Raw genomic sequence first — 22,503 nt, forward strand, 5'->3', positions numbered from 1 at the left:
TACGCGAACTCCCACAGCCCGTCCGGAACAATCCAACTCCACGTACCCCGCCCCATGCCCGGGGCAACGACGCCTCACCACATAGGACACGGTCTAAATACAGCTCCACGTCGTGTTCAGGACACAAACCAACAGAGTCGCGGCGTTGGGGCTAGACGGGGTGACCGAACTGTTCCTGCACCCGCCGCCGGAGCTCACGCTTGAGGACTTTGCCGTTGGCGTTGCGCGGCAGCACCGGTACGACCTCGAGGCGCGTCGGCTGGTAAGCCTCGGTCATGCCCTGGGCCGTGAGGTACGTGCGGAGCTGTTCGAGCGTCGGAGGCGGGCCGGCGGCGACGATGACCGCGCATCCGGTCTCCTTGCCGACCGCGTCGAAGTAGCCGACGATCGCGACGGCCGCGATGGCCGGGTGCTCGAGCACCTGGGCCTCGACGTCAACGACCGGGATCATGAAGCCGTCGCCGATGCGGTCCGCGACCCGGCCGACGTGCCGGATCCCGCCGCGGCCGTCCGGCACGACCAGGTCGCCGGTGTCGAGCCAGCCGTCGTCGCGGTCGCAGAGAATCTCGACCGCGCCGGTGTCCAGGCCGACGAACGCCACACAGACCCCGGCGCCACGCACATACAGCACGGCCGGGTTCGCCTTGCTGACCTCGCCGTCGGCGCGCAGGTCGATCTCCACAGCCGGCCCGGGACGCCCGTCACTGTGGGCGGCCCAGTCCGGCGGGTCGCTCGGGCGCGTCCAGGTCCCGATCGGCAGCTCGGTCATGCCGTACGTGGCCCGCAAAGGCACGCCCAGCTCCTCGTACACCTCCCGAACCAGCTTCGGCGGGATCGGCGCGCCCTCCGAGAACAGATACCGCAGCGACGACGTGTCGTTACCGGCGGCGACCGCGGACCGCACGATCATGTCGATGAACGACGCGGCGGCGGTGATGATGCTCACCCGCGCCTCCGCGACGATCTCCGCGATCCGGCTGGACGCCCACTTGTCGAACAGCACCGCCCGGCTACCGCTGAGCAGAGGAGACACGAGAGAGATTGTGATGCTGAGGATGTTCGTCAGACTGTGCGGCGTGTAGGACGCTTCCGAGCTGCTGATCCGCTCCTCGCCGATGATCGCGCCGGCCGCGGCCGACATTGTGTTGGAGGTGTGCAGCACGCCCTTCGGCTTCCCCGTCGTCCCGGCAGTGACTAGCACCAGAGCCACCTGGTCGGGATCCATCGGTTCGTCCAGTGGCATCGGGTACTGCTGCGCCCACGGCGTACGCTGGAAATGGTCTTGAAAATCTATCTCGCCACGATCGGCACTGCGACCGGCGACCACCCGATGCCGCAGGTGCGGCAGGCGTTCCGCCATCTCGGCAAGGGCTCCGGCATAGTCGTAGCCATACCATTCCCCGACCGTCACCATGACCGTGACGCGCAGCTGAGCCAGCACCTTCTCCAGCTCCCGGCCGCGCAGCGCCGCGGTGACCGGGCTGACCACCGCACCGGTACGCATGACGGCCAGGATCAGCGTGCTGGTCTCCCACCAGTTCGGCAACTGGACGGCGACGACCTGGCCCGGCCCCACACCGAGCGCGCGCAACGCCGACGCGAACTGCTCGACCTGATCGGCATACCGCGACCACGACAACGTCTCGGTGGTGCCGTCCGCGCGATAACCGATGACGGCGATCTCGCCCGGCCGCTCCCGTCGGTGCCGATGCAGATCCGTCAGGAAGTGCTCAGCGCGCCACTGGCCCTCCCGCCGATATCCCTCGATGGCTTCAGCGGACGGCCGGACGGCGGTGGGTGGCCACAGCGGATCCTGGATGTCGGCGAAAACGGACTGACGTTCGTACATTCATGCCTCCTCTTGATGAAGAGCGGGGGGTGTCGTAGATGCGGCGCCGCGTGTGTCCCCGCGAACCGGGGCAGCGGCAGCCACAGAAGGTACGGCTCCGTCAGTGACGGCTCGGGCCAGCAGGACCGCGCCTCGGAGGGAGGAAAGGCCGCCCAGGCGCGCCGGAGCGACGGGTGGGGCGGGGCGGCCTGGGCGCGACATGGGTGTCAGGTGGGTGGCTATGCGGTCGACCAGGTTGTCGATGCCTGCCGTGAATCCGCCTCCGATCACGGCGAGACCTGGGTGTAGCAGTTCGGTGACCCCCATGATGGCGGTGGCCAGGGCCTGGCAGGTGCCGTCGATCGCGGCCGTAGCCCATGGGCGGGCGGTACGGAGGGCTTCGCGCAGCTCTTCGTAGGTGACCGGCTCGCCGTGGAGTTCGCGGGCCCGGGACAGAGTGGCCGGGCCCGAGGCGATCGCCTGGAGGCAGCCCTGGCGGCCGCAGACGCACACGGGGCCGCCCAACGCGACGACCAGATGGCCCAGTTCGAAGGAGCCCCGACCCGGGCCGGGGCAGAGGCGCCCGCCCAGGACCAGGCCGCCGCCGATGCCGGTTCCGACGCCGATGTAGAGCAGGTTGGCGCAGTCGGCCGCCGCGGCCTCGGCGAGGGCGGCCACGTCGCCGTCGTCCGCCCATGCGATGGCCGCTCCGGGCACGAGGGCGCGCAGCGCGGGACCGAGGGCGAGGCCGGTCCAGGACGGTCGGCTGGGCCAGGAGGTGACCCGCTCGTCCGGGCCGACCGTGGCGGGGACGGCGACCCCCGCGGCCTGGAAACCGTCACCCGTCCGGGCCGCCAGGGTGGCGACGCCGTCTGACAGCAGGGCCAAGTCTCGGTCCGGTCCGTCCTGGTCGTTCGGCCAGAGGAATGTGTGCTCCTCGGTACGTCCGTCTGCCGACTCGGCGCGCAGGGCGACCTTGGTGCCCCCTATGTCGATGCCGAGGTGCCAGGACGGCGGTGCGGCTGCCACTGGCGGTTCAGTGGCCGGGCAGGGCCGGGCAGAGGGCGAGCAGGTCGGCGGGCCACCGCAGGACGACATCGGGGTCGCCGGCGAGCAGTTCGGCCCCTTCCTGGCAGCCCCACAGTGCGGCTACGGCGGTGACGTCGGCGCCGTGGGCGCTGGCCAGGTCGGTGGGGGCGTCGCCGATCATGATGGCCCGCTCCGCCGGAACCTCGAGGAGTTCGAGTGCGCGTCTGATGATGTCAGGGGCGGGCTTGGGCCGGGGCACCTCGTCGGAGCCGATGACGTGGGCGAAGTACGGGAGCAGGCCGAGGACATCGAGCAGGGACCGGGCGCGCTCGCCTGCCTTGCCGGTGGCGATGGCCAGCCGGAGGCCGCGTTCGTTCAGCGTCCGCAGGACGTCGACGACACCGTCGTACACCTGGACGCGGTTGGCGAGCCGGTAGCTCTCGCGGACGAAGGGCTCTTCCATCTCCAGCGGAAGGCCCATGATCCGCATGATGTCGGGAAAGTAGCGGCCCTGGTGGCGCCGGTACTCCTCGAAAGGTGCCTCGCCGGTGCCGACAACCTCGGCGTAGGCCAGGGAGAACGCCTCACCCATCACCTCGAAGCTGTCGACGACGACCCCGTCGAGATCGAAGATGACAGCGTGTCTGGGGACCGGGGGGCGCTGTTCGATGGTCGGTGCCGCATGGCATTCCGGCCCTCTGGTCATGCGATCCTCACCTCTTTGTGGGCGGTGAATTCGGACGCGTGATCCGCAGGTGGGGCAGCGCGCGCCGATGCATAGAAGCTTTCGATCAACCGGACGGTGCTGCGGGCCTGGGCGACGGCCTGGCCTCGTCGGCCCGGGTCGGCCAGGAGCCGGGCGAGGCCGTCGAGCTGGCGACCGTACTCAATGCCGATGGGTTCGGCGGGCAGCGGGATCCGCTGTGTGGAGCCATCCTGCGTGAGGGTGAGCACCGATTCGGGAGCCCGGTTCGGGCTGAAGCCGAAGGTGCAGTGCAGCCGTGCCGTTCCATCGCTGCCCTCGATGGTGATGACGGAGCCGTCCAGCGCCTCGTGTGAGGCCCAACTGGCCCGCAACGAGACAGAGATACCGTCCTCGCGGACCAGGAAACCGCGGGCGGTGTCCTCGACGTCGCCGGTCGGGGCGTCGGTGAGCCGGTCCTCACGCCACGTGGCGGACCAGGCTCTGCTGCTGACGAAGTCGTCGGAGATCGAGCCGATCACCTGGGCGACGGGGGCGGGGCCGAGAAGGAAGGCGAGGACGTCGAGAAGGTGCCAGCCGAGGTCGACGAGCGCACCGCCACCGGCCCTGCTGCGCTGGGTGAACCAGCCGCCGGGCTGCGGCACTCCGCGCGCCCTGACCCAGGCCAGGTCGGCATGGCGGATCCGGCCGAGCTGGGGAAGCAGCCCGGAGAGCTCGCGGATGTCGCCGCGGTGGGCGGCGGCACTGCCGGCGAGCAGCACCGCGCCCTTCCGTTCGGCCGCGGCGAGGGCGTCGGCCTCGGCAGTGGTGAGGCAGACCGGCTTCTCCAGGAAGACGGAGATCCCTCGACGGAGCAGGGCGGCCGCAACCTCGGCATGCAGATGGTTGGGTACCGCGACCACGGCGATGTCGACCGTGCGGGGATCGAGGGCGTCCACGGTGGGGTGGGCGGGCAGGCCGGTGGCCACAGCGGCCGCCCGGGAGCCTGGGTCGGGGTCGACGCCGGCGACCACCTCGAAGTCCTTGTGCTCGCACAGCAGTCTGAGCCACAGGTCGCGGCCCGCCCAGCCGAGCCCGACGACGGCAGCCCGGACCCTCACCGTGCGGCCACGGCGTCGGCGATGATCTCGGCTGTGGTGTGAAGGGCCTCCTCTGAGGCGAGCAGCACTCGATGGTGCAACCAGATGCAGTCGGTGCTGATCGCCTCGGTGTGCGGGCAGCTCTCGGCGAGCTTGTCGACGGTGGTGTCGGGCGCGGCCATCTCCCAGAACGCGTCGGTGCGGTAGATCGCCCGGAAGGCGGCGAAGGCGGGCAGGCCGGCCTCGACGAGCGTGTCGACGAGGGCGTTGCGGGCCTCCTCGGATACGCCGGGGATCCGGAACATCGCCATGTAGTGAGAGTTCCGGTCGGCGCGCGGGTCGCTGCCCTGGGGCACGACGCCGTCGATCTCACCGAGCAGCCGGGACAGCAGCGTCCAGCGCTGATCGCGGAGCGTGATCTGGGCGTCGAGGCGGCCCAGCTGGGCGCGGAGCACGGCCGCGGAGAACTCGTTGAGCCGCATGTTGGTGCCGGCGGTCTGGTGCATGTATCGGCGGTCGGTACGTGGTCGGCCACAACTGTGCCGCAGGAACGCGGCCTCGTACGTCTCCTTGTCGGGGAAGAGCACCGCACCGCCCTCGCCGGCGGTCATCAGCTTGCCGTTCTGGAAGCTGAACGAGGCGACCGTACCCAACTCGCCCACCCCTTTGCCCTGCCAGCGGGCACCGTGTGCGTGGGCGGCGTCCTGGAGAAGAGGCACACCGGTGTCAGCGGAGAGTTCGCCGAGCGCGTCCATGTCGGCGATGAGCCCCGCCATGTGCACAGGCATGATCACCTTGGTGAGAGGGGTGACGGCGGAAGCCGCGGCAGCCACGTCGATGTTGTAGGTATCGAGATCGACGTCGACGGGGACGGCAACCGCTCCCAGCCGCTGAGCGGCCTGGGAGGAGGAGATGAAGGTGAAGGCCGGCACGATGACCTCGGTGCCCGGCCCGACGCCCAGACACTGCAACGCCAACTCCAGGGCGTGGGTGCCGTTGGTGACGGCCAAAGCGTGTGGGGCGCCGTGGAAGTCGGCGAACTCACTCTCGAAGGAGTCCACCTCCGACCCTCCCATGCGCCACCACTGGCCCTGCTCCAGGGCCCGGATCAGGCCGGTGCGCTCGCCGTCGTCGTACTGCGGCCAGGTGGGGAACTCTGGTGTCCTTCGCGCGTTCATGCGTCTCCAAATCTTCATTTCGAACATTTCTCGGCCGATGGCCGACGGACGGCATAGAGCGGGGCGGGGCACGTGGCCGGATGTGCAACGTTCACGGTAGGCACCGCTCTTACCGCCCCGCATCCCTCGGCTTGGTAGCCGTCCGCCCGGATGTGGGCCGGCTGGACGTGCGAGTGTGGCCGGTGCGGGCGTCAGCCGGTCCCGGGTGCGCGCAGACCGAAGAACTCGCAGTAGAACTCCACTTGCCCTTTCAGCATGTCAATGCCGTAGTGGACGTGGTGGCCAAGGGCGGCGGCCTGCCGCAGCAGAGGCGTCTCGTGGGGTTTCATGATGATGTCGGCCACAGCCGCTCCGGGGGCGAGCGCTTCGGGCGGGAACGGCAGCGGGTCGCTGGATCGCAGCCCGAGCGGGGTCGCGTTGACCGCGAGGTTGCTGTCGTTCAGGGCCGGTTCGGCAACGGCGTGTACCCGGCCGGGCCAGTACCTGGCGAGCCGGCCGACGAGTGCGTCCAGTTTGGTCCGGTCCGGGTCGGTCACGGCGATCCGGTTCGCGCCGGCCGTCAGCAGCGCCGCCGCGATGGCGCTGCCCGCTCCGCCGGCCCCGGCGAGCGCGACCCGGCTGCCGCGAATCTCGTGACCGGCACGGGCGAGGCCGGCCACGAAACCGGCACCGTCGAAGTTCTCGGCGAACCACCTGCCGTCGGTCTCGCGGCGCAGCACGTTGGACGTTCCGGCGATCTCGACAGTGCGGCTGTGCCGGTCGGCGAGTCGGGCGGCGTCCGCCTTGTGGGGGACGGTGACGAAGATGCCGTCGAGGTTGCCGATGCGCTGCAGGCCGCAGATGACCTGTTCCAGATCGTCAGGGCGAACCTCCACCGGCACCAGCACCGCGTCGAGTCCCTGGTCGGCGAAGAGCGGATTGAGCAGGCCGGGAGACTGGACCTGTGCAACCGGATCGCCGACGACGGCGTACAAGCGGGTGGTGCCGCTGATCGAGGGCTGCGGCGACGCGGCGGTGGCGGTCATCTCGGGTTCCGAGAGCCTGTGTCGGTGACCGGCCGGACAGCAGCAGCGAGTAGATCGGCGACGGTGTAGGCGAGCTCGATGGCCTGCTCCTCGTTCAGGCGGGGGTCGCAGGCGGTACGGAAGCGGGCCGAAAGGTCGTCCTCACCCAGGCCGCAGGCCCCGCCCAGGCACTCGGTGACGTCCTCGCCGGTCGCCTCCAGGTGGATGCCGCCGGGGTGAGTGCCGAGGGTGCGGTGGACGTCGAAGAAGCCGCTGATCTCCGCGACGATGTCGTCGCAGTGGCGGGTTTTGCGACCGCCGGCGGTCGTGCGGGAGTTGCCGTGCATCGGGTCGCACTGCCAGACCACCTGGTGGCCGGTGGCGGTGACCTTCTCCACTATCGGCGGCAGCACCTCGCGGACCAGGGCGTGGCCCATTCTGCTGATCAGCGTCAGCCGCCCGGGCGTGCCGTGGGGGTCGAGCCTGCGGACGTACTCGACGGCTTGTTCCGGGGTGGTGCCGGGACCGATCTTCACCCCGATGGGGTTGGCGAGTAGTTCGGCGACGGCGAGGTGCGCGTCGTCGAGGCCTCGCGTGCGCTCACCGATCCACAGGAAGTGTGCGAGTGGGCTGGCGAGCAGAGGCTCCGGACCGGTGGCGAACCTAGCGGTGTGGAGCGGGGCGCATTCGTAGGGGAGCAAGAGCATCTCGTGGCTCACATAGATCTGTCCGGCCCGGCGGGCGAGCGCCATCGCGCGAGCCGCGTGTCTGTGGGCGAGCAGCATCCGCTCGGGGTCGGGAGTGCGGGCGGCAAGGGTGCGTGTGGCGGAGTTGACCATGTCACCCCGGTAGACCGGCAGGCCGTCCGCGTCCGCGGGCTGGGAGCGCGGCTTCGCGTACTGGCCGGCCATGCGGGCGAGGGGAACCACCGGCAGCTCAGCGGCGTGGGCCAGGAGCAGGGCCATGCGCTTCAGGAGGCTGAGGTTGGCCCGCAGGTGCGGTTCGGTGGTCTCGGCGAAGGTCTCCGCAGAGTCCCCGCTCTGCAGCAGGAATGCCTCGCCGCGGGCGACCGCCGCGAGCTTCTCGGAGAGCTGGGCGGTCTCGGACTCGGCCACGATCGGGGGCGCGTTGCGCAGCCGGTCCATCACCGTCCGGGCCAGGGTGGGGTCCGGCCACTCGGGCTGCTGCGCCGCGGGTCTGTCCAGGGCCGCGGCGAGACGGTCCGCGAGCCCTGGCTCCCGCGTGGCCCAGACCCTGGCCTCGCCGTGCGCTGCCCCTGATGAGCGCGTCATGCCAGCGGATCTCCTGTTCCGTGGAAGTGTGCCGGCTCGACGAGTCGGCCGAGTGGCTGCCGTGGCATGTGCTCCAGGACATCGGCGACGACTTGTTCGGATACGTCGTGGACCAGCTCCGCGCCGCTGGGGCCGTCGAGGACGAACGCGAGGCCGGTGAGCGCCTTCTTGTCTCTGCGCATCAGGCGGATCAGCTCAGCCGTCTCGATCTCCTCGGGCAGCGCGGCCGGCAGGCCGTAGAACTCGACGACCTCCCGGTGCTCCGCCACCCGCCCGGGGCCGATCCGGTCCAGAGCGCCGGCGAGCAGGCCCGCGAAAATCGTGCCGACAGCGACGGCCTCGCCGTGCCGAAGCGCAAAGCCGGTGGCGGATTCCAGCGCGTGGCCCAGGGTGTGGCCGTAGTTGAGGATGTGCCGCAGACCGGTGTCGCGCTCATCGGCCGAGACAACGCCGGCCTTGAGCGTCACACTGGCCGCGATACGCTCCGTGAGGCCGAGCTCGCGCAGGTCGCCGGCGCCGATGAAATGGCAGCGGGCGATCTCGCCCAAGCCGTTGAGCATCTCGCGCCGGGGCAGGGTGGACAGGTACTCGGTGTCGCACAATACGGCGGCAGGCTGCCAATAGGCGCCCACCAGGTTCTTACCGGAGGGCAGGTTGACCGCCGTCTTACCGCCGACGCTCGCGTCGACCTGCGCCAGCAACGTGGTCGGCAGATGCACCACTGGCACGCCCCGGTGGTACAGGGCGGCGGCCAGGCCGACGACATCGGTGGTGGTTCCACCCCCGCAGGAGACGACCGCGTCGTTGCGGGTGAGGCCGAAGCGTACGAACTCCGCGCACAGCGCCTCGACGGTGGCGAGGGTCTTGTCCCGCTCACCGTCGCGGGCGGGCAGCAGCAGGGTCTCCACGCCGGTGTCGGGCACCCATTCCGCGGGCCGGGCTGACACGACGGCGACCCGCCGGGCGCCGAGGCCGTGGATCACTTCGGCCAGCGAGGAACGCACCCCCCGGCCGACCAGCACATCGTACGAACGGTCGCCGATGCTTACCGGTATTCGGCCTCTCACGCCGTCTCGCTCTCTCATTCATGGCCTGTTTCATACGGGGCTGGGCGGCGGCGACAATGTCATCGTTCGTACCCGACGATAGGTGCGGACTCTCCCCAGTAAGTAGTCATGATCTCGATCAGCTCTGCTTCATCACGTACGTGCTTCACCGTCTCCTCGCCCCCGATGATGGACCTGAAGAGATTGGCGACGAGGGTCACCTGTCCGTTCTCCACACCGCGTCGCCGCTTTCGCGGCACCACAGGGTCCGCGTCGGGCGGCAGTTCTTCTCGCCACGTATTCCAATCGGAAATGGCACGATCTTTGATTTTCATCCGATATGCGTCACGCCAATCCCTGCCCTGTGGCTTGTATTGAAGGACGAGCCACTCGCCGCGCGTGGCCAAGCGGAACTCCGTGCCCATCTGAACCGCGACTGTTCCCTGATCATCAATACGCAAAGGCTCCGTGATGGCAATGCTTCCGTGACCGACGTCGACTAGCCAATCCACGTCGTCTATCCGAACCCGGACAACCATGTGCTCGATCTCGGAATTCCACTTACCGCCGGGGAGAGCCGTGCTGGCGGAATTCACATACGCATCGAACCCCATCTCGACCAAGAGGAGATAAAAGAGGTAATTCAACTCGAAACAGACTCCGCCGCGTTTCATCACCGCCTCGAACACGCGGGGTGTGTCGAAGTCCTCGTACGGCTGATGCAGGATGTATCCAGTGTCGTAGGGAAGGTTGCACAGATGCAGCCACTGCAGTTCCGCCAGGGTTTGAAGATCAGGAATACCGGATCCCTCGTACCCCAACCGCTGCAGATACTTCTCTTTGACGAACACGCCGAACTCCATTTCATCCGGGAAGGAAAAAGCATTTGCATTACTAGTCTGCGGGCAGTTCGAGGCGCTCCAGCAGCGCCTCGACAGCCAGATCCACCGTGTAGCACTCGAAAGCGAAGGTGGACGGGACGCGGACGCCGATCAGCGCAGACAGCCGGTTCGCGAGCTCGACGGCGGTCAACGAGTCGAACCCGATGTCGAAGAAGGACAGGTCCGGTCCGATCTGATCCGGTGAAAGAAAGCCGAGAATGGCGGCGACCTCGCGCTGGACCCGCTCAGCCAAGATCTTCCTACGTTCGTCCGGTGACACGTTGGTCAGCCGCCCGGCCAGCCCGCCGGCCCCGGCCGCCCCGTCACTGGCGGCCGGCCGGCCCACCCGGACGAGGCCGCGCAGCGGTGGGAGGACCGATACGGACTCAGCCTGGTCCCGCATTGCTTGCAGGTCCCAGTTCGCCAGGACCAGAGCAGCACCCTGATCGAACAGCGCGAGGTCGAACAGCTCCATGCCCTCCTGCGCGGTGAACTCGAGCATGGCGAGCCGATCGATGCGCTTCAGGTCGACCTCGGTGAGCTTGTCCACTACGCCGGACACCTGGCCCCACCATCCCCACACCAGTGAGATTGCGGGCAGTCCGCAAGCGCGACGGCGTACCGCGATCGCGTCGAGGGTGGAGTTCGCGGCGGCATAGCTGCTCTGACCCGCTGCGCCCAAGATCCCCGCGATAGACGAGTACAGAACGAAGACGGCAAGGTCGAGATCGCGCGTGAGTTCGTCCAGGATCATTGCCGCGTCGGCCTTGGGACGGAGCACCGTGTCGAGCCGTTCGGGCGTCAGGGAGTTGACCACACCGTCATCCAGCACACCGGCTGTGTGGATCACGCCGGTGAGCGGGGCGTCGTGGGGAACAGAGGCCAGCAGTGCGACCACGGAGTCCCGATCGGAGACGTCGCACGCGACGATCCGGACGTTCGCGCCGAGTTCCGTGAGTTCGGCCTCCAGCTCGGCCGCGCCCGGTGCGTCCGGTCCTTGCCGGCTCACCAGGAGCAGACTCCTGATCTTGTGCTCGGTGACCAGGTGCCCGGCCGCCAGGCGGCCCAGCGAACCCGTACCGCCGGTGATCAGAACAGTACCCCCGGGGTTCAGCGGACGGCCCTGGGCCTCGGCGGGCGAGGCCCTGACGAGCCTCGGCACCGCAACCGAGCCCGACCGAAGTGCCGCCTGCGGTTCCCCGGCCGCGAGCACATCAGGCAGGCGCCGGTCTGACGCCTCCGTACCGTCCGTGTCGACCAGGATGACGCGGCCCAGGTTCTCCGTCTGCGCCGCACGCAGCAGGCCGGCGGCCGTCGCAACGGCGAGATCGGGAGCCGGGTCCCCGTCCCGGACAACCGCCGCAGAGTGCGTGAGAGCGAGGAGAACGGTGTGCTGGAAGGCGGGCTCCGCCAGCCACGCCTGGACGGCCTCCAGCACCCGCCCGCTGAGGTCCCGGACGGCGTCGGGGTCCGTACGCCCATCGCCGGCCACATCGAGCAGGAGCACACCTGGGGCCGATGCGGCCACGGCGCTAACGTCTTCGGCAGTCGACACACGTACGGCGTCCAGCTCGTCGTCCACGCTCCTCACGGAGATGGGCTCCCAGGCCACCCGGAACATCCGGTCCGTGGCCGCGCCCGAACCGACGCGCAACAATTCCGGGACAACGGGACGCATGACCATCGAGTCGACGGAAGCCACCGGCGCGCCGGAGGTGTCGGCCAGGTGCAGACGGATCGTGTCGGGGGCGAGCGGGGTGAGGTGCACCCGCAGCGTGGAGGCTCCGTCGGCGTGCAGCCTGACGTCGCGCCAGACGAACGGCAGAGCCAGCTTCGGGCTCTCGTCGCTCAGATCGGGGCGGAAGAGACTGGTGTGCATGGCCGCGTCCAGCAGGGCCGGGTGCAACCCGTACTCATCGGCCTTGCCCGCTGACTCCGGCAGTGAGACCTCGGCGAACACCTCCTCGCCACGAGTCCAAGCCGCACGCATTCCCTGAAAGGCTGGACCATAGTGGTATCCCGCCTCTGCCAAGTGGTCGTACGCGTGGGCGAACGCGTCCGGGTCGACCGCGGTGGCACCGGGCGGCGGCCACTGGGTGAGGTCGAACTCGGCCTGGCCGTCCTCCGGCACCAGGCGCCCGGAGACATGACGGGTCCAGCTCCCTCGCGAGCCGGCTTCCTCCCTGCGGGAGTGAACCTGGACGGTACGGTGGCCGGACTCGTCGGGCTCGCCGACCCACACGCGTACCTGGACGCCGCCGCTCTCGGGCAGCACCAGGGGGCGCTCGATGACCAGTTCGCCGACCAGCCCGTAGCCGACCTCGTCCGCGGCACGGACTGCGAGTTCCACGAAGGCCGCTCCCGGCAGGAGGACGACTCCGGCGCCCGCGTGGTCGGCGAGCCAGGGGTGTGTGCGCAGCGACAGCCGGGAAGTGAACAGCACACCGTCCGAGCCGGGGATCTCGGTAACCGCGCCGAGCAGGGGATGGTTCGCCACCTCCAGACCGAGGCCCGGTGCGTCCCCACGGGACTCTGCCGTCTCCAGCCAGTACCGTTGGCGCTGAAAGGCGTACGTCGGCAGGTCTACGGGCCGTTCCCTGCCGCGACCGAGGACGGCTTCCCAGTCGACCCGTACGCCGTGGGCGTACAGGTGGGCCAGCGAGGCGAGGAACCGGCGCGGGCCGCCGTCGTCGCGGCGCAGCGTCCCGGTGACGACGGCCGGTCCGGCCTCGAGGTCCTCCAGCACGTCCTGGACGCTCGACGTCAGCACAGGATGAGCACTGACCTCGATGAACACGCCGTGCCCGTCGCCGACCAGGGACCGGATGGCCGGGTCGAACTGCACGGTCTGCCGCATGTTGCGGAACCAGTGCTCGACGTCGAACTCCGTGGTGTCATGGAGTCGCCCGGTCACCGTGGAGTACAGCGGTACGCGCGAAGGCCCAGCGGAGACCGAGGCGAGGGCCTCCAGGAAAGAGTCGTGCAGCACGTCGATCTGTGAGGAGTGTGCGGCGCCGTTGATGCCGCGAATCCTGCGGGCGCGGATGCCGTCGGCTTCGCATCGGGCGAGCAGCTCTTCCAGGGAGGGCAGTTCACCGGTCACGACCACGGAGGCGGGTCCGTTGACCGCGGCGATCTCCAGACCCGGCCACTCCTCGATCAGTATGGAGACGGCCTTGACATCGGCGGTGAGGGACGCCATGCCTCCGCGTCCCACCAGCTCGGCTTCGGCAATCCTGGACCGGTGAACCATGAGGCGGGCGGCGTCGGGAAGGGACAGCGCACCGGCATAGCAGGCAGCGGCGATCTCGCCCAGGGAATGACCCACGACCGCGTCCGGAACGACCCCGCACGCCTCCCACAACGCGGCCAGCGACACCATCAGTGCCCACGACACCGGCTGCAAGACGTCGACGTCTTCAAGAGACCGGGCGCCCTCCACCTGCCGTACCACATCGAGCAGCGACCAGCCGGTGAGCGGGTCGAGCACCTCGGCGCACTCGGTCATCCTGGCTGCGAACACAGCTGAGGCTTCGAGCAGTTCCGCTCCCATTCCCGCCCACTGTGTGCCCTGGCCGGGGAACACGAGGACGGTCCGGCCGACTGTGCTTTCCGCGAATCCTGTGACCACAGCGGGCGCGAACTCGCCGCGGGCCACAGCGTCAAGTCCGGCCAGCACCTCTTTCCAGTCGGCGGCGAGCACGACCGCACGGTCCGGGAGAAGTCCCCGGCTCCGTACGAGTGACTGGCCGATGTCGAGCAGGTCCGTCTCTTGATGCTGTGTCAGGAACGAGCCGAGACGACCAGCCTGGCCGGCCAGGCCCGACTTACCGCGCGCCGAGACGACCAGCGGCACAACCGAGTCGCCTAGTACGCCCGGCTTCTCGTCGGAGTGCTTACCGGATGCTCGCTCGGGTGCCTGCTCCAAGATGATGTGTGCGTTGGTGCCGCTGACGCCGAACCCGGAAACCCCCGCGCGACGGGGACGGCCGGTTTCAGGCCACTCGTGCGCCTCGGTCAGCAGTTCGACTGCTCCTGCGGACCAATCGACCTCAGGTGTCGGCTCATCCACATGCAATGTCTGCGGCAGCACCCCGTGCCGCATCGCCATCACCAGTTTGATCACGCCAGCGACGCCTGCCGCAGCACCTGCGTGGCCAAGGTTCGACTTCACCGAACCGAGCCACAGCGGCAGGCCGGGGGCACGGTTCTGACCATAGGTGGCGATGACCGCCTGCGCCTCGATGGGGTCGCCGAGGGGGGTTCCGGTGCCGTGCGCCTCGACGATGTCGACGTCGGCCGTCGACAAACCGCCGGATGCGAGCGCCTGACGGATCACCCGCTGCTGTGACGGCCCGTTGGGCGCGGCGAGTCCGTTGGACGCGCCATCCTGGTTCACCGCGGTGGCCCGTACGACGCCGAGGACCTCACGGCCGTTGCGGACGGCATCGGAAAGCCGCTCCAGCAGCAGGACGCCCACGCCCTCGGCCCAGTTCGTGCCATCCGCGGATGCCGCGAACGCCTTGCACCGGCCGTCCTTCGCCAGGCCCCCTGCACGTGCGGTCAGCACGAAGGCAGTGGGCGTGGCCATCACATTGGTGCCTCCGACCAGCGCCAGCGACGACTCGCCCGAACGCAGGGACTGCGCTGCCATGTGCAGGGCCACCAGGGACGAGGAGCAGGCCGTGTCGATCGTGACTGCCGGCCCCTCGAATCCGAACGTATAGGAGACCCGTCCCGAAAGGACGCTCGCCAGACCGCCGGTCATCACGTAGCCCTCGAGCTCGTCGGGGATGCTGTGGAAAGCGGTCCCGTATTCCTGCCCGGCGGCCATGCCTGCGAACACTCCGACGTTCTTGCCACGCAGTGCAGCCGGGTCGATGCCCGCTCGTTCGAACGCCTCCCACGATGTCTCCAGCAACAGGCGCTGTTGCGGGTCCATGGCCATCGTCTCGCTTTGGGAGATTCCGAAGAAGGCGGGGTCGAAGTCGCCCGCGTCGTGCAGAAACGCGCCCTCCCGTACGTACGTCGTGCCGGGCCGGTCGAGGTCCGGGTCGTACAGGTTCTCCAAGTCCCAGCCGCGGTCGGTGGGGAACTCCTCGACCGCGGACCGGCCGTCCGCGATCAGGTCCCACAACTCCTCCGGTGACGACACTCCGCCGGGGAACCGGCACGCCATGCCGACGATGGCGATCGGCTCGGTGAGGCTGTCACGGATGCTCTGAACCTCGTTCTCCAGCCGTTCGTTCTCCATCAGTGAAGCGCGCAGTGCTTCGACGACCTTGCTCTCTGAACTGGCCACTGCTGTCTCCCTGTTCTGGTGTGCGTCCACTACGGCTTCCGGGCCTTTTCCATCGCCCGCTTCACAAGGTTGTCGATGTCCATCTCCGCGATCAGCGGCTCGGCGTCCTGCTTCGGATCGGCGGGTGCTGCGGCACTGTCACCACTGGGATGCGCCACCAGGTGCAGGATCTGCTCCATGAGTCCAAGCTCGCGGAACCGGGACAGAGGTGTGGTCGCCAGGGCCCTCCGGATCTCATCCTCCCGATCCGCCGACTCGCTGCCCTCCTCGGGGCACAGTTCCGCGAGCAGATGGCGCATCATGCGCCGCGGTGTGGGATGGTCGAAGGCGATTGATGCCGGGAGCCGGGTCCCTGCGAGCCCGGCGAGCCGGTTACGGAGTTCGACGGCCAGCAGTGAGGTGAACCCGACGTCCTGGAAGGCCCGGTCGGGGTCGACCTTGCGTGGCGTCGAATAGCCGAGGACCGCAGCGACCTCGCGCCGCACCAGATCCAGCAGGATCTGCTCCCGCTGAACCGGGGGCGTGGCAGCCAGCTGTCCGGCGAGGCTGCCCTCGCGGGAGGGTGCCTGCTGAGCTGCGCGACGGCCGGCCCGCACGAGGCGCCGCAACAGTGGGTGTACGGGTTCGGAGGCGGCCTGGGCGCGCAGTCCGGCGAAGTCCAGCCTCGCGGCCACGAGCACCGCGTCGTCTGCCTGCAGCGCCGCGTCGAACAGCTCCAGACCCTCCTGGGCGGAGTGTGCGACCAGGCCCCACCGGGCCATCCTCCGCTGATCGGCCACGCCAAGATCCCCGCTGATGCCGGTCTGGTCCCACACCCCCCAGGCGACAGATGTGGCGGGTAGCCCGGCAGCCCGGCGTAGTACCGCCAGCGCGTCAAGATACGCGTTCGAGGCGGCCAGGTTTCCCTGGCCGGGGCTGCCGAAAGTTCCGGCGGCGGAAGAGAACAGGACGAAGGCCGCCAAGTCCAGGTGGCGGGTCAGCTCGTCCAGGACCAGCGCCGTGTCCGCCTTCGGGCGGAGAACCGCGTCAAGCCGCTCCGGTGTAAGGGCCGTGACCACGCCGTCGTCGAACGCACCGGCCGTGTGCACCACAGCAGTGAGCGGCGCGTCCTGCGGTACAGAGGCGATCAGTTCCCCGGCCGCCTCTCGGTCTGCGATGTCGCAGGCGACAATCCGCACGCGGGCACCCAGGGCAGTCAGCTCCGCGTCGAGATCGGCGGCCCCCGGGGCGCCCGGGCCCCGACGACTTACCAGGACCAGACTCCGGATCTTGTGCTCGACGACCAGATGCCGGGCCACCAGCGCACCAAGCGCACCGGTACCACCGGTTATCAGCGCGGTGCCATCGGGGTTGAGACGACGGCCGGTGGAAGCCTGGTCTGTATCGGCGACACGAGCGAGACGCGGGACGAGGACCGCGCCCGATCGGAGTGCGACCTGCGGCTCGCCGGATGCGTGCACATCCGCCAGTACGCCCACGGGCATACGCCGAGGCGCCTGCGTACCCTCCGTGCCGTCCGTACTCACCAGGACGAACCGGTCCGGATGTTCAGCCTGCGCCGAACGCACCAGGCCCCACACCGCGGCAGCCACCGGATCGCTGACATCCGGGGTCACCACCACCAGCCGGATACCGTCCAGCGCCGGTTCCGCCAACCACGCCTGCACCAGCTCCAACGCCTGCACCAGGACCGGCCGAAGCCCGCCAGACAGGTCCGTCAGGTCGGCCACCACCACAGCCGTCGGCGTCCCGGCCGACACCAGCGCCGCCAGATCCGCACCTGTGGACACACACCGGACCTCGGCAGAACCACCCGAAGACGGCACCGCCGACTCCGACCATTCCATCCGGAACAAGGAATCTCGCAACCCACGCGATCCCGGAACGGCGCTGAGCTCCTCTGGTGAGGTCGAGCGGACCGTAATCGCTGCCACCGACGCGACCGGAGCTCCCGCCGCGTCGGCAAGACGCAGACCGAAGGTGCCAGAGACGCCCGGCAGCACGTGCACGCGCAGCATCGAGGCGCCGGTAGCGTGCAGGCGTACGTGCCGCCACAGGGTTCGGAGTTCCGGCTCTGAGTACTCCGCAGCGGGTTCGGCCCGGGACCGTGCACCCGCTGCGGCTTCGAGCAGTACCGGATGCAGACAATACTTGCCGGATTCAGCTGATTGCTCGGGCAAGGAGACTTCTGCGAAGATCTCCTCACCCCGTGTCCAAACCGCGTCCAACCCCCCATGCCCGGGTACGTCCACCGCAGTGCTGCCCGGCGGTGGCCATTGGATCAGCTCGAAGTCGGGCAGGCTGCTGCCGGGCGCGATAAGTGCTGTGACGTGGCGGGTCCAGACCTCCTGTTCACCCGCATCCTCGTACTGGGAGTACACATCTGCCCGGCGTTCACCAGACTCGTCCGGTTCGCCGATCCCAACGTGTACTCGTACGCCACCGTGCTGAGGCAGCCTCAGAGGGACCTCGACGTTGAGCTCGGCAAGCAGTCCGCAGCCGACCTCATCAGCCGCACGCAGCAGCACTTCGACGAACGCCTCGGCCGATACCAGTTCCGCACCGGCAGCATGCTCGGAGAGCCAGGGGTGGGTACGCCGGGACCAATGGGATGCGAACAGGACGCCTCCGGAACCCGGCAACGAGGTCACCGCCCCCAGCAGTGGATGATCCACCCTGCCCAGGCCGAGGGCGGTGGCATCGTTGGTGCCCGCCCCGTCCGCCAGCCAGAAGCGCTCCCGTTGGAAGGCATATGTCGGCAGCTCCGTCGGCCGTCCGGCACTACGCCCGACCACGGCTGGCCAATCAACCGCGACTCCATGGGCGTACAGCCGGCCCAGGGCCTCCAGCACTCGACGCGGACCGCTCTCCTCACGACGCAGCGTCCCGGTCACCGCTACGGAACCGGAGGAGACTTCGTCAACGGTCTCCTCGATTGCGGGGACCAGGACCGGGTGGGCACTGACCTCGACGAACACGGTGTGCCCGCCAGCCAGCAACTTGCGGACGACAGGCTCGAAATCGACCGGCCGGCGACAGTTCTCAAACCAATAGTCAGCCGTCAGTTCAGGACCATGCAAGTCCTCACCAGTGACGGTCGAGTACAGCGGCACGCGGCCCTTGCCCGGGCGTACGAAGGACAACATCTCTGCAATACGGCCGCGCAGCCTGTCCACCTGCGAGGAATGCGAAGCGACTGTCGAGGACACGATCCGGGCCCGGATCCCTCGCCCGGTCAACGCCGCAACCAGCTCCTCAAGCGGTTCATGTGCCCCGGCCACCGTCACCGAACGGGGACCGTTCACACCCGCGACAGCCAACCGATCCCCGTACGACCCCAGCAACTCCACCGCATGTTGCCGCGACATCGCAACCGATGCCACCGCGCCCCGCCCCACCAGTTCATCGGCGAACAACTGCGAGCGCAGCACCACAACCCGAGCAGCATCCTGCAACGACAGCGCACCCGACACACACGCAGCGGCAATCTCACCCTGCGAATGACCCACCACCGCATCCGGCACCACACCCACCGACGCCCACACCGCGGCAAGACCCACCATCACGGCAAACAACGCCGGCTGCACCACCTCGATCCGCTCCAGAAACTCAGCCGGAGCATCTCCTCGCAGCACATCCAGCAACGACCAGTCAACCCACTGCTCAATCGCCACCGCACACTCCCCGACCCGCTGCGCGAACACCGGCGAAGAATCAAGAAGCTCACGGCCCATACCCACCCACTGCGAACCCTGACCTGGGAACACGAACACCACCCGGCCGACCGCGTTCGCGTCTCGCGCCGATCCTGTCACCACGCCTGCCGCGGAGTGGCCCAGCGCGAGGGCGTCGAGACCAGTCAGGGCCTCATCCCAGCTCCCCGCCACGATTACGGCCCGATCGGACAGCACGCCCCGCCTCGACACCAGCGACCGTGCTACCTCGATAAGGTCGAGGTCAGTGCGTGCGGACAGGAACGACCTCAACTTGTCCGCCTGCCCCGCCAGACCAGCCGCACCATGCGCTGACAGAACAAGTGGAACCACATCCGGCCTCGGCTCGGAACGGGATTCGGCCTGCTCCACAGGAGCCTGTTCAAGGATCAGGTGCGCGTTGGTCCCGCTCACACCGAAGGAGGAAACAGCAGCCCGGCGCGGCCGTCCGGCGTCGGGCCAGGCGCGAGGCTCGTTCAACAGCTTCACCGCGCCCGCTGACCAGTCCACCTGGGACGACGGGACATCCGCGTGCAATGTCGCCGGCATCACGCCATTCCGCAACGCCTCTACCATCTTGATGACACCAGCCACACCGGCCGCGGCCTGAGCATGACCGACGTTCGACTTCAACGAACCCAACCACAAAGGCCGATCCAGATCCCGGTCCTGACCGTACGTGGCCAGCAGCGCCTGTGCCTCGATGGGATCACCGAGCACCGTGCCCGTCCCATGCCCCTCCACCACATCCACATCAACCGCCGACAAACCCGCACTCGCAAGCGCCCTACGAATCACCCGCTGCTGCGACGGCCCGTTCGGTGCCGTCAAACCGTTCGACGCACCATCCTGGTTGACCGCAGAGCCTCGGACGACCGCAAGCACCTGATGCCCGTTCCGCCGCGCCTCCGACAGAAGTTCCAGGACCACGACACCGGCGCCCTCGGCTAGGCCCGTGCCGTCCGCGGCAGCGGAAAAGGCTTTGCACCGGCCGTCTGACGACAATCCCTGCTGGCGGGAGAACTCCACGAACGTGGATGGGTGCGCCATCACTGTCGCGCCACCCGCCAACGCCATCGAGCACTCACCCTGACGCAACGCCTGCGCCGCCAGATGCATCGCCACCAGTGAGGACGAACACGCCGTGTCGACGGACACCGACGGCCCTTCGAATCCGAACACGTACGACACTCGGCCCGATGCCACACTCGCCGTCGCCCCGGTCCCGACGAGACCGCCCAGTTCCGGCGGGGTCTCGCCACGCATCCCGTACCCCTGGGTGATCACACCGGAGAAGACACCGACGTCCGCCCCTTTCAGCGTCGCCGGATCAATACCCGCCTGTTCCAGCGCCTCCCACGAGACCTCCAGCAGCAACCGCTGCTGCGGATCCATCGCCAATGCCTCACGCGGCGAAATCCCGAAGAATCCCGCATCGAATAGGGCCGCCTCGCGAAGGAACCCGCCCCGGTCCGTGTACGACTTACCGGCCCTGCTCGGATCCGCGTCGAACAATCCCTCCACATCCCAGCCACGACCCTCAGGAAAAGCCGAGATACCCTCGCGACCCTCACTGACCAACCGCCACAGGTCCTCCGGGCTCCCCACATCACCCGGAAGACGGCACGCCATACCCACGATCGCTACCGGCTCGTCGGTTTTGCGCGCGACCTGCTGCCGCAGATCGTGCAGCTCGGCTGTGACAAGCTTGAGGGACTTGAGGAGCTTCTCGGCCGTGGCCATCTTCGATTCCTTCGCTGGACTGGGGGCGGCAATCAGTGAACGCGTGATTTTTTAGGCGATTCCGAGCTCCTCGTTGATGAAGTCAAGGACCTCATCAGCGGAGGCGGATTCCAGTTGCTCGGCCACTGCGGAGTTCGTCTTCTGATCGCCGAGTCCGTTGAGCTTCGTCACCAGCCTCTGGAGACGGAGTATGACTCCGGCCTTCTTGGCACCGTTGGAGAGCGATCCTGTGATCAGTGATTCGATGTCGTCAATCTTGGAATTCACCAGTGACTGGGCGTCGCCGGTGATGTCGACCTCGTCGTGCAGGTGGCGGGCGAGGGCGAGTGGGGTGGGGTGGTCGAAGGCGACTGTCGCGGCGAGTTTCAGGCCGGTGGCTTCGCGCAGTCGGTTGCGCAGTTCGACCGAGGTGAGGGAGTCGAAGCCGGCATCCTTGAACGCTCTGTCCGCTGCGACGTTCGCCACCGCGGTGTGGCCGAGGACTATCGCCACCTGCGCCCGCACCAGGTCGAGCAGCAGTGCTTCCTGCTCCTGCGGTGTGAGACCGGCGAGCCTCGCGGCAAGTCCACCGCCGTTCTCCCCGGCCTGCGCCTGCCGCCGACCGGCATGCACCAGAGCACGCAGCAGAGCCGGGGTACCCCGGCCGGCCGCTGCATCAGCACGCAGCCCCCGCAGGTCCAGCTTGATCGGCACCGCCAGCGCGGCAGGCATCCGCAGGGCCCCGTCGAACAGCCGCATGCCCTCAGCCAAGCCGATGGGCAGTGTTCCGCCACGGCTCATACGTGCCTGGTCGGCCTGACTGAGGTGTGCGGTCATGCCCGTGGTTTGTTCCCACAGGCCCCAGGCCATCGCGATACCGGGCAGTCCCTCAGCTCGGCGTTTGGCCATCCAACCGTCCAGGAACGCGTTGGCGGCGCCGTAGTTGCCTTGTCCCGCCGAGCCGAACACGCCCGCCGCGGATGAGAACACCGCGAACATCGACAGGTCCATCTCCCGCGTCAGCTCGTCGAGATGACGCACGGCGGTGACTTTGGGAGCGAAGACGGCCGCGACGCGTTCCGGTGTCAGCGTTGCGATCACACCGTCGTCCAGCACGCCCGCGATATGGACGACACCAGTCAGTGGATGCTCGGCCGGTACGGCCGCCAGCAGTGCCGCCACCGCGTCCCGGTCGGTGACATCACATGCCACCGCCGTCACCGTCGCGCCGGCCTCACCGAGTTCGGCAACCAGCTCTCGCGCTCCCTTGGCGTCCGGTCCACGCCGGCTCGCAAGAACCAGATGGCGCACACCATGCTCACCAACCAGGTGCCGGGCCACCACAGCACCCAGAGAGCCGGTACCACCGGTCACCACAACCGTGCCCTCGAGATCGAGGGGCTCCGGAACACTCAACACGATCTTGCCGACGTGCCGGGCCTGACTCATATAACGGAATGCGTCCGGGGCACGGCGCACGTCCCATGCGGTAAACGGCAACGGGGTGAGCTCGCCCGCTTCGAACAGTCCCACCAATTCGACGAGCATCTGCTGGATACGGTCGAGGCCGGCATCGAAAACATCGAACGCCTGGTAAGCCACCCCCGGATGTTCTCCGGCGACAACGCCCGCATCCCGGATATCGGTTTTGCCCATCTCGATGAACCTGCCGCCACGCGGCAACAACCGCAGCGAGGCATCCACCAGCTCTCCGGCCAGACAGTCC

Annotated in this window: 12 protein-coding genes; all 12 read right to left on the minus strand. The window is 68.5% G+C overall.

From position 1 onward, the window contains the following. Window positions 1-151: 151 nt before the first annotated feature. Window positions 152-1,849 (minus strand): AMP-binding protein, encoded by a 1,698-nt coding sequence (locus ACFV2X_RS53235; RefSeq protein ID WP_385631020.1) that lies wholly within the window; start codon window positions 1,847-1,849, stop codon window positions 152-154. After that, window positions 1,850-2,857, minus strand: a complete 1,008-nt coding sequence (locus tag ACFV2X_RS53240; RefSeq protein WP_385631022.1) for an ROK family protein — start codon at window positions 2,855-2,857, stop codon at window positions 1,850-1,852. It lies immediately after the preceding gene. Between the two features lie 7 nt (window positions 2,858-2,864). Further along, a complete protein-coding gene (locus tag ACFV2X_RS53245; RefSeq protein WP_385631025.1) occupies window positions 2,865-3,563 on the minus strand; it encodes an HAD-IA family hydrolase in 699 nt (232 codons plus the stop codon). Then, window positions 3,560-4,660, minus strand: coding sequence for a Gfo/Idh/MocA family protein (locus ACFV2X_RS53250; RefSeq protein ID WP_385631026.1), 1,101 nt, complete (start codon window positions 4,658-4,660; stop codon window positions 3,560-3,562). Before ACFV2X_RS53250 ends, ACFV2X_RS53245 begins: the two co-directional genes overlap by 4 nt. Further along, window positions 4,657-5,817 (minus strand): 3-amino-5-hydroxybenzoate synthase, encoded by a 1,161-nt coding sequence (gene rifK / locus ACFV2X_RS53255; RefSeq protein ID WP_385631028.1) that lies wholly within the window; start codon window positions 5,815-5,817, stop codon window positions 4,657-4,659. The genes ACFV2X_RS53250 and rifK overlap by 4 nt, the downstream gene beginning before the upstream one ends. 191 nt (window positions 5,818-6,008) lie before the next feature. Next, window positions 6,009-6,842: a shikimate dehydrogenase family protein gene (locus ACFV2X_RS53260; protein ID WP_385631030.1), complete on the minus strand. Its 834-nt coding sequence runs from the start codon at window positions 6,840-6,842 to the stop codon at window positions 6,009-6,011. Next, entirely contained in the window at window positions 6,839-8,113 is a 1,275-nt protein-coding gene (locus ACFV2X_RS53265; protein WP_385631032.1) for a 3-deoxy-7-phosphoheptulonate synthase, read from the minus strand. The genes ACFV2X_RS53260 and ACFV2X_RS53265 overlap by 4 nt, the downstream gene beginning before the upstream one ends. After that, the gene (locus ACFV2X_RS53270; RefSeq protein WP_385631034.1) at window positions 8,110-9,180 is read right to left on the minus strand and encodes a 3-dehydroquinate synthase family protein; all 1,071 of its coding nucleotides are present in this window, start codon (window positions 9,178-9,180) and stop codon (window positions 8,110-8,112) included. Before ACFV2X_RS53270 ends, ACFV2X_RS53265 begins: the two co-directional genes overlap by 4 nt. 59 nt (window positions 9,181-9,239) lie before the next feature. Continuing rightward, window positions 9,240-10,010 (minus strand): arylamine N-acetyltransferase, encoded by a 771-nt coding sequence (locus tag ACFV2X_RS53275; RefSeq protein ID WP_385631036.1) that lies wholly within the window; start codon window positions 10,008-10,010, stop codon window positions 9,240-9,242. Window positions 10,011-10,053: 43 nt separating this feature from the next. After that, on the minus strand, window positions 10,054-15,342 hold the full coding sequence (locus ACFV2X_RS53280) for a type I polyketide synthase (RefSeq protein WP_385631038.1): 5,289 nt from the start codon (window positions 15,340-15,342) through the stop codon (window positions 10,054-10,056). A 29-nt stretch (window positions 15,343-15,371) separates the two neighbouring features. After that, window positions 15,372-20,798, minus strand: coding sequence for a type I polyketide synthase (locus ACFV2X_RS53285; protein WP_385631039.1), 5,427 nt, complete (start codon window positions 20,796-20,798; stop codon window positions 15,372-15,374). Window positions 20,799-20,849: 51 nt separating this feature from the next. Beyond that, the coding region (locus ACFV2X_RS53290; protein ID WP_385631042.1) for an SDR family NAD(P)-dependent oxidoreductase at window positions 20,850-22,503 on the minus strand (1,654 nt) is incomplete at its 5' end.

It is taken from the genome of Streptomyces sp. NPDC059679 (genome assembly GCF_042734105.1).
Classification (GTDB): Bacteria; Actinomycetota; Actinomycetes; order Streptomycetales; family Streptomycetaceae; genus Streptomyces.

Excerpts from the sequence above, each read along its gene's own strand:
- rifK (WP_385631028.1), bottom strand. The coding sequence starts at position 5,817 with ATGAACGCGCGAAGGACACCAGAGTTCCCCACCTGGCCGCAGTACGAC.
- ACFV2X_RS53260 (WP_385631030.1), bottom strand. The coding sequence starts at position 6,842 with ATGACCGCCACCGCCGCGTCGCCGCAGCCCTCGATCAGCGGCACCACC.
- ACFV2X_RS53245 (WP_385631025.1), bottom strand. The coding sequence starts at position 3,563 with ATGACCAGAGGGCCGGAATGCCATGCGGCACCGACCATCGAACAGCGC.
- ACFV2X_RS53265 (WP_385631032.1), bottom strand. The coding sequence starts at position 8,113 with ATGACGCGCTCATCAGGGGCAGCGCACGGCGAGGCCAGGGTCTGGGCC.
- ACFV2X_RS53235 (WP_385631020.1), bottom strand. The coding sequence starts at position 1,849 with ATGTACGAACGTCAGTCCGTTTTCGCCGACATCCAGGATCCGCTGTGG.
- ACFV2X_RS53285 (WP_385631039.1), bottom strand. The coding sequence starts at position 20,798 with ATGGCCACGGCCGAGAAGCTCCTCAAGTCCCTCAAGCTTGTCACAGCC.